The organism is Streptomyces sp. LUP30, assembly GCF_001746365.1.
GTDB lineage: Bacteria > Actinomycetota > Actinomycetes > Streptomycetales > Streptomycetaceae > Streptomyces.
The window spans coordinates 80,797-96,090 of sequence record NZ_MJAJ01000007.1 but is presented as its reverse complement, the minus strand read 5'-3'; the positions used below and the strand labels follow the sequence as shown (position 1 = coordinate 96,090).

Below are 15,294 nucleotides of genomic sequence, written 5' to 3'. Positions count from 1 at the left end.
CCGTCGCGCCCGCCCAGGCGGACGGGGAACCGACTCGCTGGAGTAACCGACTCGATGACAGACCACAACAGCCCTGCTGGCGCGGTCGGCGACGGCCAGCCCTTGGGGCAGCCCGGGCCCTTCGGTCCTTCCCAGCAGCCACCGCAGCAGGCCTGGCAAGGACAGCAAGCCGCGGCCCCGCAGCAGCCGCAGCCCGCGTCCCAGCCCGCCCAGCCCCAGCAGCTCCCCTCCGACGCGGCCCGCGCGCAGGTCGCCGCCGCCTGGGTGCGTAGCACGCCCCGGGCCGGGCAGGCTGCCGTCCCGTCGCTGCCGCCGCGCGAGACCCGTCCGCAGGGCGAGTCGAAGAAGGACAAGCGTGAACGCGAGCGGGCCGCGCGCAAGGCCGCCTACGAGCAGAAGAAGACGGCGAAGGAGCAGCGCAAGAGGGGCGCTGCCACGACCGGCGCAGCCACCGCCACCGCGCCTGCCACGGTCACCCCGCCCGCGTCCCGGCCCGACCACCGGCCCCCCGCCGCCGACTCCTCCGCGACATCGCCGAGGAACGCGGGCGGCGGCGCCCCGGCCGTCGGCGCCGTCCCTCCCGGTACGGCCGGCCCCAGGCCCGCCACCGCACGCGACTTCGACGTGCCCAGGCCCGGCGGCCGCGTTCCCCAGGGAGGACGCCGCACGCACGTGGCTCTGCGCGCCACCCTCCTGATCACGACCTGCGTCTTCGCGCTGGGCTCGTGCGGCGTGATGGGACTGGTGGTCGGCAAGTCGTCCGGCGCCACCACCGCCGGGCTGGACGAGGCCGACGCCACCCGGTACCGGCTCACCGAGTTCCCCACCGAGCAGGCGGCGGCCTTCGCCGAGCAGTACGCACAGCTGTGCATGACGTTCTCCCCGGACACCTCGTCCGCCCGTCGCGCCGACCTGGCCCGCTACGCCTCCGCCGGCGTCGACCCCGAGTGCGGCTGGAGCGGCGAGGGCGTCAGCAAGGCCGTCTCAGCCACCTGGGACGGCACCGCCGAGAACCTTCCCGAGTACGGTGACCACGGCCGCTACCTCGGCGTTCAAGTACGGACCGACGACGGGACGCTGACCACGCTCACGGTCCCCGTCTACGTGCAGAACCTCAAGACGGGCGAGGGCATGCGCATCGCCGGCGACGTGGGTCAGATGCCGCTGCCGGCACGCGCCGACGTGCCGGAGATCGACCAGCGCGACGAGGTCGTGGACGACACCCTCTCCACGCAGCTCCAGCAGAAGGTGCTGCCGGGCTACTTCGCGGCCTGGGGGGCCTCGGACTCCACCGCCATGTCCCGGTTCATCACCCCCGACGCGACCCTGACGGCCACCACGGGCCTGTCCGGACGCCTGACCAACCCGGAGGTCGGCGCCGTCGTCGCGCTGGTCCCGGCGAGCGTCCAGGACACCGACCCCTACGCCTACGCCGTCGGGCAGACCGTTCAGGTGCGGGTGACGGTCGGCTGGCGCGATGCGAAGAGCGTCGCCGTCAGCCGCGCCTATCGGATGACGATCGTGAACACGGCACAGGGCTGGTTCATCAAGGACATCCGGGGCGGTGTCCTCGACGAGCAGGGCGGCCGGGCCGACAGCGACGAGGCGGACGGTGGCCCCGCGACCGGTACCGCCTCTCCTTCCGCGCCTGCCTCTACCTCTGCCTCCGCCCCGACGACGTCCAAGCCGTCCAAGCCGTCGAAGGCCGCGAAGCCGGGCAAGTCCTGACCGGACCGCGGCACCGCACCCCCCACGCATCTTTCGCTGCTTCACCACTTGAGAGGAACCACCATGTACCTGGCTGCCGGTACGACCCTGGACGAGATGTTCGGCAAGATCGAGGACATCCTCCGCAACGCGGGCACGATGGTCGCCGTCATCGCCCTGCTCATCCTCGGCATCCGCATGCTGATGTCCATGAAGCGCGGTGACGGCATGCGCGAGGCTTTCCAGGGCTTCGGAATGATCGCGCTCGCCGCGCTGATCATCGGTGGCGCCAGCGGTCTCGCCGGCGTGCTGATCGGCCTCGGAACGGAAATCGGCGGCGGCAACTGACCGACGCCCGGGCGACGCCCGACGCGTTCTCGTAGCCGTTCCGAACAGGGGAGTCACCAGACATGAGCCAGGAGGCGCCGGAGCCGCTGGTCGCGTACGACCACACCGATCTGGTCAACCGCCCCAAGCGGATCTGGAACTGGGGCAACATCCCCCTGCCGGGCCTGCTGCTGCCCGCACTGGGCGCGGCCTTCGGCTTCGGGCTGGTCTGGCTCATCACGCTGTTCACCGTGTCGGCGTTCCTGCCGTTCCTCGGGATGTCGATGTGGACGTCGATCCTGTACTTCGGGCCGCCGTTCGCCGTCTACTTCGTCTGGGGGCGGCCGCTGCCCTCGGCGCTCACGCTGAGCCAGCAGATCGTGGTGTGGACCGACTGGTGGTTCCAGCCCAAGCGCCTCCAGGGCCTCGCCGCCGACCAGGAGCCGGAGCAATTGCACTGGCAGGTCATCCTCTTCGCCCCCGGCTCGCCGCGCTGGCAGGCCCGCTACGAGGCCGCGCGCCGCGCCGCCGCCGAACGCGGCAGCGCGTTCGCGGCCGCCAGGCGCTGACCCACCGCCTCCGTCACCACTCCCCGACGTCGACTACCGCAGGATGAGTCCTCCATGTTCATGTTGATCCTTCTGGGCGGGGCGGCCGCCTTCTTCGTGGTCGCCATGATCATGGCCGCCTCGTCGAGCAAGAAGAACGGCCAGGGCGGCCAGGGCGGCTCGAACCGGTCCTCCTCGACCCGCTCCAGGCCTTCCGGCTCCTCGGCCTCCGCCCGCCGCGAGGACCTCCGCCTCCCCTACCGCTACGCCGACGACATGATCTTCGTGCACGGCGACTCGGTGTGGACGGGCCTGGTCCTGCCCAACGCCATCGACGAGTACCTGAACGCCGGCGAGCTCCAGGCGATGGCCGAGGGGCCGGCCCGCGGCCTGCTCAACCTGGCCCGCGGTGACCGCAACGTCGAGTGCCACTACCGCAAGGTGTACCAGCCGATCACCGCGATGACCTGGGCGGAGGAGCTGAACGCGATCGCCTGGGAGCCCACCGAGAACTACAAGGCGTACAACCTGCGCAAGGCGGAGTACCAGGAGCGCATCGGCGCCAAGCGCGAGCGCAACATCCTGCTGGTGAAGCTGGGTTCGCTCAAGCGCACCAACGGCGGCAGCGGGGTCGTCGCCCAGGACGACGAGCCCTACGACGAGCCCGGCCTGCTCCGCAGTGTCCGCGGAGCCGCCGACCAGGCCGCCGCCACCGCGACCGGCGTCGCCGACGAGTATCTCTCCCCGCACGTCCTCGCCGAGTGGACGCAGGTCGCCGTCGAGGTCCACGAGAGCCTGGAGGGCCTCAAGGGCGCCCCGCTCAGCCGCGAGGAGCTCGTCTGGCTGATCCGCAAGCCGCTGCACGGCGACCTCCCGGTCCCGCCGGAGCCGGTGCTCGGCTCGCGCGCCTGGGGTCCCAACCAGTTCGACCTGGTCGTCGACTTCTCCGGCGAGAACCGCAAGACGCACATCGTGCTCAACCAGTACGACGAGGTCACCGGCGAGCAGCAGACCAGCTACACCACCACCCTGGTCGCCGCCAACTGGCCGGCCGAGACCCGCTTCCGGCAGTCGACCGCGTGGGCGCGGTACGCCGCCCAGCACGTGGACTTCCCCGTCGAGATCGACATGCGGTTCACGCTCATCCCGTACCTGAAGTTCAAAGACCGCGCCGACAAGATCCGCGGCAACCTGGTCGACGAGATGAACGACATGGCCAACTCCGGCCGCAGCCCCGACACCAAGCTCGCCACCCAGGTCACCCGCGCCCAGGATCTCGTCGACGACATCGACGAGCACAAGATGCCGGGCATGGAGGCGCAGATCCGGTTCACGATCTCGGCCCACGACGTGAAGGAGCTGGAGCGCCGGCGCCGGATCCTGGAGATGCAGTTCAAGCAGGACCTGAAGGTCACCCTGCTGCGGCCGACCCGCCAGCAGTGGCGTCTCCTTCAGTCCCAACTGCCCGGTGACGCGCCGAAGCTGCCCATCGCGCCCTACCTCCGGCTCCAGGAGGTGGAGCAGCTCGGCGCCGGACTTCCCACGGCGGGAACGGAGTTGGGCGACAACCCGGAGCAGCGCTCCGGCAAGCGCCTGGGCTGGGTGGGCAATCTGGTCGGCTGGGCGGGCAAGATGCCGGTCCACTACTCGCTGCACGTGGGCCCGGCCCGCAACGACGGCGGCGGCCTCGCCATCGTCGGCGCGTCCGGCGGCGGCAAGTCCTCCCTCGCCCTGCAGAAGTTCTACGAGGAGTCCGAGTCGGGCGTCCGCTGCCTGGTCATCGACCCCAAGACCGACTTCGCCCAGATGTGTTACTACCTGGCCTTCGGCGCCCAGGTGAACGACCCGGACTTCGCGGGCGACGCGGAGACGGGCCTCCTCGGCACCCCGCAGAGCCGGTTCCAGCCCGTCAACCCCGACTTCTGGGCGGAGACGGAGGTCGTCGACCTCCTCAAGGGCCAGGCGGGCGTCCTCGACCCGTGGGTCATCGCCCGGGACGTGCCCGCCGGCCGTCTGCTCGCCGAGTCGATGCTCCGCGGCTTCCTCGGCGACGAGGACTACCAGCGCGTCCGCCTGCCCGTCATCGAGGGCATGGCGACCGTCATCGGCCGCTACAACTCCGCGATCCGCCAGGCCGTCGAGCAGGGACACACGGCACGCGACGCCGAACTGGCCGTACCGCGGCCGACGTTGTGGCAGGTGGTCGACGAGGTCGTCGCGGCCTACGACCATGCGGTGGCCACCGGCGACCGCGAGGCGCAGAAGGACCTCAAGCTCGCGCAGATGCTCCTCACCGAGCTGCGCACGCTGCCCTACGCCCGTCTCTCCTTCGCCGAGCACCCGCAGCCGCTGTCCAGCATGCGCAAGCGCCGCACGGTCATCACCCTGCGCGGCTTCCAGTCGCCGGCCGCCTCCGACCCGCGCAACTGGAACCCGGCGGAGCGCCTCGCGGCGACCGCGCTGATGGCGGTCGTGGAACTCGGCAGCCAGATGCTCGACGTCGGTTACGAGAAGAACCCGGTGACCGGCGAGATCGGCCTGCGCCCCAAGGCCCTCTTCGTCGACGAGGCGTACGTCGTCACGGCGACCGAGTCCGGCCGCGACCTGATGCGCCGCGCCCTCAAGCAGGGCCGTTCCTACCTCGCGGTGACGGTCCTGATCACCCAGCAGGCCATCGACCTCGTGCAGATCGAGGACTCCGAGGCCCGCAGCGGCGGCGCCAACCAGATCCACACCGTCTTCGCCTTCAAGCAGAAGTCGGCGCAGGAGGCGTCCCTGGTGGCACCGCTCCTCGGCCGCCCGGAGAACGACCCGAAGGTCATCGCCGCCCTGCAGGAGCTCCGTACGGGCGTCTGCCTGCAGCGCGACGCGGACAAGCGCGTGGGCACGGTCGCCGTCGACCTGGTCTTCCAGGAGATCCTCGCCGCCACGGACACCAACGGCACCACCCGCCCCGCCCGCCAGGGCGTCAACCCGCCCCTGAGCGTCTGGGACTGGACGTTCCTGCAGGAGGCGGAGGAGGACCCGGCGGCGTCCGCACCGACCACAGCGCCGGAGACGGCCGCCGTATGACCTCGCCCGCACCCACCTCGTCCCCGGAGGCCCGCACCCCCATGGCCCTGCACAAGTCCCTGACCAAGGGCGTCGCCGCCGTCGTCCTGCTCACCACGCTCAGCGCCTGCGGATCCGACTCGGACACGGGCTCCGGCGGCTCGTCCGCCTCCCCGTCGGGCAGGGGAGCCGGCTCCGACGCGGCGAAGCTGCCCAGCGCCAAAACGCTGCGGGACGTCCAGAAGTTCATCTCCGGCGCGGGCCTGCCGTGCGACAACCTCACGGACGACGAGAGCGCCAAGGGAACGCCGGCGGAAGGATTCCTCGGACCGTCCGACGAGAACGACTCCGCCGCAGAGAAGGCCGAGATCGACGCCTGGGCGATCAGGAAATCGGGCTTCTGCGGTGAGACGCGATCCGACCTCGGCGGCTGGATCATCTACCTGCCGAGCGACATGAAGGCGTTCCAGGAGAACTACCGCAAGCAGGCCACGAAGGAAGACGGCTGGAAGCGCACCCTGGCGCGCGGGGAGTTCATGGTCGGTGCCGACTTCGTCCTCGATCCCACGAACTACCAGGCGAGCAAGAGCCTCCTCGAAGCCGGATTGCTGCTGCTGAACTGCGACCCCGCCTTCAAGGCGCCGGACGGGTACCGCATCCAGGATGCGCAGGCGGACGGCTGCGTGCTCACCAACTATCTCCTCGATCCCCTGGACCAGTAGGCAGACATGCGACTCAGCAGAGCCCTCACCCTCGGCCTCACCCTCGTCGCGCTGACGGCGGTCGGCGCGTGCGGAAGCAGCGAGGACGGCGGCGGCAACGCCGCGTCCGCCCCCACCGCTCCCTCGACCGGCGCAGCGGGCGACGACCCGGCAGACCCCACCGGACCGGCCGGCTCCGGCGGGCTGCCCAAGGCCTCCGACCCGGAGTCCATCGCGAGCTACGTCAACCGGTACACCCCCTGCCAGGACGTCGCGACGGGCGACGCATACGACACCGGCCACGACGGCGACGCCTGGGGAACGGACGAGTCGGAGGACCCTGCCTGGGCCATCGAGGAGCGTGCCGTGTGCACGGACGGGTCCGGCCGCCCCATCGCACTGCTCACGGTTCCCGACATGAAGAAGTTCCAGGCCGCGGCGAAGGCCAGCGGCGACAAGTTCCTGGTCGGCGAGAACTTCGCCGTCGTCCCGGTCGCCGGCCAGGCGATCCGCAGCCTTCAGCGGTCCGATCTGCGGTTCCTGGCCTGCGACGCGGACCTCGTGGTGCCGAGCGGCTTCGAGAAGAAGCCCGCCCTCGTGGACGGCTGCGTCCTGACCGACCACTTCGGCGACTGAGCCCGCACCTCGACCACTCCATCCGCCCACGCGTACCCCGAAGGAATACCGATGCATCCGCGCAAAGCACTGGGCCGCCGAATACGGAAAGCCGGTGTGGCCGTCCGCGCCGGCCTGTTCCTGGTGCTGGCGCTGATCGCCCTCACCCTTGCCGCGCCGAGTTCGGCCTACGCGGACTTCGCCTGCAACTTCACCGGCGACGAGAGCTACCACATGGACTCGCCGGGCAGCAACGGCGAAGGGATCATGCCCGCAGTCGCCCAATGGCAGGACGACGGCGGCTCCGAGAACCTCGGTGACCAGACGGGAACGGTCAAAGGCTCCTTCAAGGTCGAACCGGACCAGGCGAAGCACTACACCCTGTACGAGCTGAACGGCATGCGGGGCCTGAACTGGTCCATGACGTTCAAGGGCAAGGGCGACGCCTCCGAGGACAACGGCTCATGGGGCAGCGGAGCCGACTCCTGCCAGGTCATGGCCTACGTCAACAACGGCATCGCGGACGCGGTCTTCTACGGCACCAAGGTACTGACCCGTTTCTCCATCTCCATCAAGGAGATGGCGTCCAACCCGAGCCCCTTCTCCGGCCTCTACACCGGACGCGACAACGTCGTGACCACCCTCCGTGACAATGTCCTGAAGCCCGCCGTCACCGTCATGATCCTGCTGGTCGGCCTCTGGGTGTTCACCAAGTGGCGCAAGGGAGACATGCGCGAAGTCTGGGCGGGTGTCTCCTGGACCGCCCTCACCGTGATCGCCGTCATGGCGTTCCTCACCGGCAACAACTACGACAAGGTCGTGCAGAGCTCCGACGAGTGGATAGCCAGCGCCAATTCGGCGCTCAGCTCCACCGTGCTCGCAGGCGTGTCGGGTCGGATGCAGTCTCCCTGCGACCTTCCCGACAACGGCAAGCACGAATCCGGCGAGGTGGGTCTGCGGCTGTCGAGCTGTGCCATGTACGACACCCTCGCGTTCCGTCCGTGGGCCATGGGCCAGTTCGGCGACGTGGGCGCGAACTGCATCTTCCGGAAAGACAGCGGCGGGAAAGTCTCCACTCAGGACGGGACCTGCACATTCAACAGTGACACGAAATACGACTGCTACTGGGGCGACAAGAACACACCGCGCTGCGGTGACCTCCGTGTCCGTCAAGCCGTCGCCCAGTCCTGGACCAACATGGACGACCAGCGTGGAGACGACAAGCCGGACGGGGACAAGTTCGGGGACTGGGAAGACATCCGCAAGGAGATCGCCGGCGGCGAGCACGTCGCGGACGGGAAGATCTACCCGGTGGCCTTCAACGACTGGGCCGGCAAGAACGCCACCGACCGGGTGGGCATCGCCTTCTACTCGCTCGTGGCCGCCTTCATCGTCGGCGTGATGGTTCTCGTGCTCAGCGCGCTCACCCTGCTCTGGCACGCCGTCACGCTGATCCTGGTCATGCTGCTGCCGCTGGTCGCCACGCTCGGCATCCACCCCTCCCAGCAGAAGCTGCTGAAGAGCTGGCTGGAGACGTTCATCCACAGCTTCGTGCTCCGCGCGGGCTTCGGTGTCATCCTGACCGTGCTGCTCGTGCTGTATCAGATGATCCTCCCGGCGCAGATCGCCCTGGGCACCCAGCTGCTCATGCTGCTCCTGGTCACCGTCGCCATCGTCATGATGCTGAAGAAGCTGCTGTCCGGGAACTTCACCCCGCAGGTCGCGGGCGGCGAGGACGCGCTAGGCATTCGGGACGGCGCCAACGCCACCTTCGACAAGGCCACCGTTATGGCCCCGGGCATGGCCGTCGGGACCGCCCGCGCCACCGGCCGCATCTCGGGGACCACCGCCAGGGGCGCGGGCCATGTGGTCGGGGCCTTGGACAAGTTCGGCAACAAGGGCCGCGGCCGAGCCGCGCTGCAGAAGCGGGGCTGGCTCGGTCAGTCGAAGCGCGAACAACAGCAGACCGCGTACCGGTCGGCGGAGGCGGCACGTGACGCCCAGGGGACGAAGCAGCCGCAGAACGAGGCTGAGGCTCCCCCGTCCTCCCCCGCGCCCAAGCGTGGCCGCCGGGTCAGTGACTCCGGCGGCAAGCAGACCCCGCAGTCCACGACACCGGCCGAGACCCGCCCGGCGCCCGCGCCGCAGTCACAGCCTTCGGCCCCCCGGCCCCGGCCGGCCCCGGCCGGGCCCTCGTCGGCCCCGCGGCAGCACACGCCACCGGTGCCGCCGGCGACCGCGACGCCCCCGCCCGCTCCGGCGCCGCCCCGAGACCCACGCGGCCCCAGCGGCCGCGTCTAGCCCCGCCCACCCGCCCGTAAGCCCTCGAGGAGCCGCCCCATGCCCGCCCTGACCGCCGACCGCAGCCCCGACCAGCTGGTCGCGGAGCTGGAGCGGCTCATCGGCGTGGACTGGCCCACGGTGTGGGCGGGGGTTCCGAGGGACGAGGAGCGGCGGGCGATGTGGTGCGCCGGTTTCGGCTGGCGGCCGCTGTGGTTCGAGGCGGGCCTGCGCGTCCGTACGGAACTGGGCGGCCGGCTGAACCTCGTCTCCGAGGCCCCCGGTCGCCCGGTGACCCGGATCGACCACACGGTGTGGACGGCCCGGGCGCGGGACGCGGACGAGAGCGCCCGCGTCACCGAGCTGGCCGAGGCCCGTTGGACGGCCTGCCTGACCGCCCTCCGCGGCCTGCTGGGCAACCCTTCCTGGAACGGCACGTGGGACACCCCGGGTTTTCCTGAACTGCCGTGGTCAGGAGCGTGGCCCGACGCCTCATGGCGTGCGGACCACCAGGATCCGTACCGCGTCTCCGTATGGCGGTTCCGCGTTCCGCAGGCACCCGTCTTCGAGCTGAGGATGACGCGCGGAGCCACCGCACGAAACCGTCCGGTGCCGGCCAATGCAAGGATCGGGCTCGCCTGCCACGACCCCGACCACGTGGAATCCCGTCGGCAGGAGCGGCGCGGATGAACCGGAGCCGTGCGGAACACGAGGAAGGCGACGAACGATGACGACCCTCAGGATCGAGCGCAGCCCCGAGCAGCTGGCCGAAGAGCTCAAGGCCCTGGAGCATGTGGACTGGCCGTCGATCTGGGCCGGGCCGCCGAACCCCGGCCAGGCGCTGGACGACTGGTGCGCGCTGTTCGGCTGGACGCCGACATCGGCGGAGCGCGTGCTGACCGTGCGCAGCGGCTCGGGGCAGGAGTTCGCTCTCTTCCCCGTGCGCGCCGCCGGATGGGCTCCGGTCAAGCAGCTCAGCTGGACGAGTTGGCAGATGTCCGCGGATGACTCGGCCGAGAACGACGAGGTGCTCGCTCGGGCCGCCGGCACATGGGACGCGTACGTGGCGGCTGCCCGCACCGTGCTTGGTGATCCTTCCTTCGCAGGAACGTGGGACGACCCGGCCTTCCCGGAGCCGCCTCACGAGCGGCACTGGCTCATGCCCCGCGACCTTCGCCTGGAGGACATGGACCCCTACCGCATGGCGGTCTGGAGTGACGGCGGACCAGAGGGCCACACCACCGTTCTCACCGTCAAGCCGGGATCCGTGCGGACGCGGGACGCGCTCCGCCGCACGATGATCAAAGTGACCTGCTATCCGCCGGAGGCCGAGTGATCCAGGCACACATCCCCGACCGCGTTCTGGGCGACGCCCGTGATCGGCAGCAGTTCGTCGAGCCCGAACTGACCGAGGCCGACGCGAAACGGATCGCGCGTACGTTGCGCGAGGGCATCGACCACCTCCCGGACCATGAATACAGAGAGCAACTGCACCAGCGGCTCAAGCAGTTCGCGGCGGCTCAGGACGTGGACCTGCCCGGTCCCGACACCCGGTCGACCTTCTGGTCCTACCGACTGGAGGATCACCCGGATCTCGATCTCGAGACCGGTGAAAGCCTGGAGAGCATGCACATGGCGGCTGCGTACACCGAAGCGCAGAACGCGATCGTGAAAGACACCCTGCGGTACTTGGAGGGAACCCCTGGCGGGAAAGCGCTGGGCCGGCTCCATCTGTGGGACGCGGCAGTGCAGGACGCACTGGACCTGGACGAGAAGGCGGGTCTGGCCCTCGCCTACGACGCCTGGGGAACCCTCTCCGAGAAATACGCCGCGAAGACCGAGAACGAAGCTCTCTTCTTCATGGCCGAGCTCAATCCCCGCACCGTGGCCTACCAGACCGAAGCCCGGCAACTCCGCCAGGACGGCAAGCTCGGCATCATCGAGTTCATGTACCCGGCGCCGACGGAGAAGTACGCCGACCTGGCTCCGGAGACACAGGAGTTGCTGGCCTCCCAGGCCGTCCGCGCGCAGATCCACACGTTCGGGTACGACGAGACCGACCCCAAATACACGCCGCTGACCAAGGCGGGCCACCTCGATCTGGAAGCGCTGAAGGCACTCCCGACTGCTGAGGCACAGCGCGCCGCTGTCCTGGAGGTGTGCGCCCGGGTCGCGACCATGGACGGCCCGGCGCGTGCGGCCGATGTGGAGAAGCTGGTCGAGGAGATAAAAGTCCTGCGCCCGGACCACGAGGTCACACTGCCCGGCGTCGAGGACCGGCAGTGGGCTGCCGGACTCCGCGAGCGGAACGTGAACGCAGCGGCGGCGCCCGAGCCCGTCCCGGTGAGCACCCACGGCCAGTACCTTCCGGGCGTCAAGGTCAACGCCAGGACGGGGCCAACCCCGCTGGAGCCACTCGCTTTCCCGAGCCCGGGGGCGGCGGCCGTGCACGCCCACGCCTTCCTGCCCGGTGTCAACGCGCAGGCGAAGTCCGTCGTCGCCACCGGCAGGACCGACCCCCCGACAGCCTCCCCGAAGGCCCCTCCCGCACCCGAGCAGTCCCGTGACGCCGGAATGGGAGTCTGACGCGCCGATGAACCGCATTGCGCCGAAACGCACCACGCGCACGCCCCGTGTGTCCGGACCCGCCGAACGGTCCGCCGCCGACCGGACGGACACGCCCACCGTCCCCGCGCTCGCCCGCCTGCACCGCCTCGTCCGTCAGGACCGGAACGATCCCTGGGCCGTCAAGCTTCTGCCCCGTCTCGTCTTCGGTCTCGCCGCCGTCTGCACGTTCTTCGTCATCGCCTCCGAAAGCGGCTCCAGCTTCGTCACGGTGTGCGCCTTGATCCTCGTCGGAGGACTGGTCTGGCTGCTGCGCCGCCGTGCCCAACTCCTCCTCGGACTCGGCTCGACCCTGCTTGCCGCGGCCTTCACCGGGTACTTCTCCGCGGTGGGTGACTCGGTCCGCGCATCCACCAGCGCCACCGTCACCGGCCAAGCCGCCTTCGGCTACTGGGCGCTCGCCGGCATGGCGCTCCTCGGCGCGTGGATGGTCAAGGCGCACCCGGGCCGACGGGGCGTCACCGTCGTGCTCGCGGATGTGATCCTCGTCATCGCGTCCGTCGTCGGAATGTTCCTGCCGGAAGCGGGCGTACCGCTCGGTTTCCTCGGCGTGCTCGCGGTGCTGGCGTTGCGCGGAGGCACCGCGAAAGCGGTTACGGCCCGGGCGCGCCAAGCACTCGGCCGCCTGCGGTCCGGCAAAGCCGGTGACCCGGCGGACAGTTGAGGCCGGTGTGAACGTTTCGTCTCGTCACTGTGCCAAGTCGGCACATGGTTTGCAGATGCGTTGCACCTGCTTGACCGAACGCTTTAGAGTCCCCCCGGATCACGCATCACCACGGGGGAATACACGCATGCCTATGGCCAGCCATACGGCGCTTCCCGCGCGCCCCGCGCGCGGGGCGGCACGGGGAACCGGAGCGGGCGCAGGGGTACACAGCCCCGACGCCGCCCTGCCCTGCCAGCGCCGACCGGACGTCTTCCAGCACCCACTGCTGGAGGCGCCCTCGGACATTCCGTACACCTCGCCCGAGCAGCGCCACCAGCACCTCGTGCTGCTCCGCACCGCCCGCGACCTGTGCGCTTCCTGCCCGTTGTGGGCGGAATGCCTGCAGGACGCCGTCGCCCGAGCCGAGCCCTACGGCTACACGGCGGCGACCACACTCGACGACCGCCGCTGGATCCGCCGGGCCCTCGGCGTCGGCGACGCGAACGGCGACCTGCCCAGCCACACGGCGGAGGCGCCCGGCGGGGCCCCGGGCCACCACTCCGGCGAAACGTCACGCCGCCTGCTGCGCCTGCGCTCGCGCAGCGCCGGCCCGGCCGCCCGCGCCGCCGCCGAGCGCGGTATGCCCACACTCGAGCGGATCCTCGACGCGTTCGACGCGCGCCAGGACCAACCGGCCAGGTCACAGCGCGAGTTGCCGGGCATCCCGAGGCAGTTGCACCAGCACACCGCCACACAGCGGACGCCCGACGACGGTCACCGCCCCGCCGCTTCCAGACACCCCCACCCCCACGCACACCCGGAAAGCAGGAGCGAGGACATGGCAGCGGCCGAGTCCGGGCAGCGGATCGCCTTCTCGTACGAGGACCCCGCCCAGGCCGTACGACAGGCTCTGCTGGCCCCTCTGATCCGCGCCGCGCTGCCCACGCTGGACAGCCTGGAGCAGCTGGCCACGATGCTGGTGAGCGTGCCGGGCGGCGAGATCGCGCCGGAGACGCCGGACACCGTCCGCGCCGCGCGCAAGGCCGTGGAGGCGCTCGCTCCGCGGGACGCCCAGGACCGCGCCGCGGTCTCCCCCGACACCTCGCCCCTGCGCGCCCTGACCGGCTCGGTCTCCGTCGAGCTCGCCACCACCGACCCGGTGACGGCTCTGCGCCGCGACTTCCTGGAACCGTTGCTGCGCGAACTCGCCTCCTCGCTCGCGAACATAGAGAAGGTGGCGACCATGCTGGCCGCGGCGGGCGCCCCCGCCGTCGGTGACGACGACGGCGAGATCGACCTCGAGCCGGTCCGCACCGCCCTGCAGGGCATCCGCACATGCCTCCCGCATCCGGTCCCGAGCCGCAGGACGACCGCCGGCCCGGGCCAGGCGGCCACCCTCGCCGCCTCGGGCGCCCGCCACGCCACCGCGCCCAACGTGCCCAGCATCCGGGCGGCCGTGGAAACGGCCGTGTCGGCCTTTCCCGGCGCGTTCTCCGCCCGCGACGTGCTGCGCGCACTGCCCCACGGCGTCTACGGCGACCCCTCGAAGACGATCAGCAACGTCCTGTCCGCGATGGTCAAGTCGGGCGGCCTGCGACGTCTCGCCCGAGGCACGTACGCTCGCACCGCCGACGTCACCCCGGACGTCACCGTGAACGTCACCCCGAGCGCTCCCGAGCAGGACGAGGCGAAGAGCGCCTGAGCCGGAACTGATCCGGAACCGAGCCGGAAGGAACCCGACCCCGATGACCGAACCGACGACGCCGCCCCCGCCCCCCGCCACGGCGGACGCCCAGGTGCACGTCTTCTCCCCCAACGCCGGCCTCATCGACGGCGTCCCGGTCACCGCCCCGCCCTACGGCGACATCCAGGACGTCGTCCTGTCGATCCTCCAGCAGCGCGCCCAGCAGCTCGGCGCGCCCACACCCGCGACCATCACCGACAACCGCTACGGCGGCGCGATCCGCCTCCTGATCCACCCGGACGGCACCACGGAACAGCTGGGCTGACCCCGGCTCCGGGTGCCGACCGCTCCGGGAACCCCGGCCGACCGCTCCCTGGGCCCGGCCGACGCCCGTGCGGGTAGGCGCGCCCCCGTCCAGGCGGTCAGGCGTCGGGCACGCCCACTCCCGGCGGTCACGCGTCGGGCGCGGCGCCCCCACGGCCCTCGTCTGCCCCGTCCGCCCCGTCGGCCCCGCCCGCCTCGTCGATGCCCGCCAGCACCGCCCGGGTCCTTCTGATGTTCATGTCGAGAACGCCGCGCTCGAACTTGCGCGGTTCCCGTCGGTAGCGGGCCCTGCCCGCTTCGGAGGTGAAAGCGGATTCCGGGACGGCGTCCTCGCCGGCCGGAATGAATTTGGGGATCTCCTCGAACGCCGCGAGCGCGTAGGCGACGGCATTGCGCAGCTTGTGGTGTTCGGATTCAGGAGTGTGGAGGAGTTCCACCCCGACGGACTCGGAGATCCGGAAGGCGACGTCGGCGAATTCCCCGGGGTCGATGATCTGCGACGGCTGGGAGCCGCCGAAGGCGGGCAGCGGGGGAGGAATCTCGGCGGCCGTCCGGAAGGTGAAACGCCGGGTCGTGCCGCACTGCTGACAAGCGCCTTCGTACACCGACACGATCTCGTCGCCCTGCTGCTCCAGCCGGTGCCGGCGCTCGAAGTCCCCGGAACCGCACTCACATGCGTGAAGGTCCATGTACAGGTGGGCTTCGGCCGATGAGCGCGCTGTCAACATGTCATGATTCTAAAGGCTGTTCGACTATTTCATAAAGGAAGGCACGGGGGAGGGCTTC

Annotated in this window: 14 protein-coding genes; 13 read left to right on the top strand and 1 reads right to left on the bottom strand. The window is 70.6% G+C overall.

The genetic code is table 11. The features are described 5' to 3' along the window. Window positions 1-54: 54 nt before the first annotated feature. The 13 genes from BG482_RS45050 to BG482_RS08575 all read left to right on the top strand — a co-directional run bounded on the left by BG482_RS45050 (window position 55) and on the right by BG482_RS08575 (window position 14,509). Window positions 55-1,728 carry a conjugal transfer protein gene (locus BG482_RS45050; protein WP_256096306.1) on the top strand — a complete coding sequence of 558 codons (1,674 nt, stop codon included), beginning with the start codon at window positions 55-57 and terminating at the stop codon, window positions 1,726-1,728. Between the two features lie 63 nt (window positions 1,729-1,791). Next, window positions 1,792-2,055 (top strand): TrbC/VirB2 family protein, encoded by a 264-nt coding sequence (locus BG482_RS08630; protein WP_069768313.1) that lies wholly within the window; start codon window positions 1,792-1,794, stop codon window positions 2,053-2,055. 62 nt (window positions 2,056-2,117) lie between these two features. Beyond that, window positions 2,118-2,603: a hypothetical protein gene (locus BG482_RS08625; protein ID WP_069768312.1), complete on the top strand. Its 486-nt coding sequence runs from the start codon at window positions 2,118-2,120 to the stop codon at window positions 2,601-2,603. Between the two features lie 54 nt (window positions 2,604-2,657). Further along, window positions 2,658-5,654 carry an ATP-binding protein gene (locus BG482_RS08620; protein WP_069768311.1) on the top strand — a complete coding sequence of 999 codons (2,997 nt, stop codon included), beginning with the start codon at window positions 2,658-2,660 and terminating at the stop codon, window positions 5,652-5,654. After that, entirely contained in the window at window positions 5,651-6,355 is a 705-nt protein-coding gene (locus BG482_RS08615) for a hypothetical protein (RefSeq protein ID WP_069768310.1), read from the top strand. The genes BG482_RS08620 and BG482_RS08615 overlap by 4 nt, the downstream gene beginning before the upstream one ends. A 6-nt stretch (window positions 6,356-6,361) precedes the next feature. Next, window positions 6,362-6,970, top strand: coding sequence for a hypothetical protein (locus BG482_RS08610; protein ID WP_069768309.1), 609 nt, complete (start codon window positions 6,362-6,364; stop codon window positions 6,968-6,970). A 51-nt stretch (window positions 6,971-7,021) separates the two neighbouring features. Next, window positions 7,022-9,250, top strand: a complete 2,229-nt coding sequence (locus tag BG482_RS08605) for a hypothetical protein (protein WP_069768308.1) — start codon at window positions 7,022-7,024, stop codon at window positions 9,248-9,250. 39 nt (window positions 9,251-9,289) lie between these two features. After that, window positions 9,290-9,919 (top strand): hypothetical protein, encoded by a 630-nt coding sequence (locus BG482_RS08600; protein ID WP_069768307.1) that lies wholly within the window; start codon window positions 9,290-9,292, stop codon window positions 9,917-9,919. A gap of 37 nt (window positions 9,920-9,956) precedes the next feature. Beyond that, the gene (locus BG482_RS08595) at window positions 9,957-10,565 is read left to right on the top strand and encodes a hypothetical protein (RefSeq protein WP_069768306.1); all 609 of its coding nucleotides are present in this window, start codon (window positions 9,957-9,959) and stop codon (window positions 10,563-10,565) included. After that, window positions 10,562-11,815: a hypothetical protein gene (locus BG482_RS08590; protein WP_079141684.1), complete on the top strand. Its 1,254-nt coding sequence runs from the start codon at window positions 10,562-10,564 to the stop codon at window positions 11,813-11,815. The genes BG482_RS08595 and BG482_RS08590 overlap by 4 nt, the downstream gene beginning before the upstream one ends. Window positions 11,816-11,822: 7 nt before the next feature. After that, on the top strand, window positions 11,823-12,518 hold the full coding sequence (locus BG482_RS08585) for a hypothetical protein (protein WP_256096305.1): 696 nt from the start codon (window positions 11,823-11,825) through the stop codon (window positions 12,516-12,518). A gap of 133 nt (window positions 12,519-12,651) precedes the next feature. Then, complete coding sequence (locus BG482_RS08580; RefSeq protein ID WP_069768305.1) at window positions 12,652-14,202, top strand: WhiB family transcriptional regulator; 1,551 nt, start codon at window positions 12,652-12,654, stop codon at window positions 14,200-14,202. Window positions 14,203-14,245: 43 nt separating this feature from the next. After that, window positions 14,246-14,509 carry a hypothetical protein gene (locus BG482_RS08575; protein WP_069768304.1) on the top strand — a complete coding sequence of 88 codons (264 nt, stop codon included), beginning with the start codon at window positions 14,246-14,248 and terminating at the stop codon, window positions 14,507-14,509. 127 nt (window positions 14,510-14,636) lie between these two features. Here the strand turns inward: BG482_RS08575 and BG482_RS08570 are convergent, their stop codons facing one another. Further along, complete coding sequence (locus BG482_RS08570) at window positions 14,637-15,236, bottom strand: hypothetical protein (RefSeq protein ID WP_069768303.1); 600 nt, start codon at window positions 15,234-15,236, stop codon at window positions 14,637-14,639. Between the last annotated feature and the right edge of the window lie 58 nt (window positions 15,237-15,294).

Excerpts from the sequence above, each read along its gene's own strand:
- BG482_RS08580 (WP_069768305.1), top strand. The coding sequence starts at position 12,652 with ATGGCCAGCCATACGGCGCTTCCCGCGCGCCCCGCGCGCGGGGCGGCA.
- BG482_RS08575 (WP_069768304.1), top strand. The coding sequence starts at position 14,246 with ATGACCGAACCGACGACGCCGCCCCCGCCCCCCGCCACGGCGGACGCC.
- BG482_RS08585 (WP_256096305.1), top strand. The coding sequence starts at position 11,823 with ATGAACCGCATTGCGCCGAAACGCACCACGCGCACGCCCCGTGTGTCC.
- BG482_RS08625 (WP_069768312.1), top strand. The coding sequence starts at position 2,118 with ATGAGCCAGGAGGCGCCGGAGCCGCTGGTCGCGTACGACCACACCGAT.
- BG482_RS08570 (WP_069768303.1), bottom strand. The coding sequence starts at position 15,236 with ATGTTGACAGCGCGCTCATCGGCCGAAGCCCACCTGTACATGGACCTT.
- BG482_RS08600 (WP_069768307.1), top strand. The coding sequence starts at position 9,290 with ATGCCCGCCCTGACCGCCGACCGCAGCCCCGACCAGCTGGTCGCGGAG.
- BG482_RS08610 (WP_069768309.1), top strand. The coding sequence starts at position 6,362 with ATGCGACTCAGCAGAGCCCTCACCCTCGGCCTCACCCTCGTCGCGCTG.
- BG482_RS08620 (WP_069768311.1), top strand. The coding sequence starts at position 2,658 with ATGTTCATGTTGATCCTTCTGGGCGGGGCGGCCGCCTTCTTCGTGGTC.
- BG482_RS45050 (WP_256096306.1), top strand. The coding sequence starts at position 55 with ATGACAGACCACAACAGCCCTGCTGGCGCGGTCGGCGACGGCCAGCCC.
- BG482_RS08630 (WP_069768313.1), top strand. The coding sequence starts at position 1,792 with ATGTACCTGGCTGCCGGTACGACCCTGGACGAGATGTTCGGCAAGATC.
- BG482_RS08605 (WP_069768308.1), top strand. The coding sequence starts at position 7,022 with ATGCATCCGCGCAAAGCACTGGGCCGCCGAATACGGAAAGCCGGTGTG.
- BG482_RS08615 (WP_069768310.1), top strand. The coding sequence starts at position 5,651 with ATGACCTCGCCCGCACCCACCTCGTCCCCGGAGGCCCGCACCCCCATG.
- BG482_RS08595 (WP_069768306.1), top strand. The coding sequence starts at position 9,957 with ATGACGACCCTCAGGATCGAGCGCAGCCCCGAGCAGCTGGCCGAAGAG.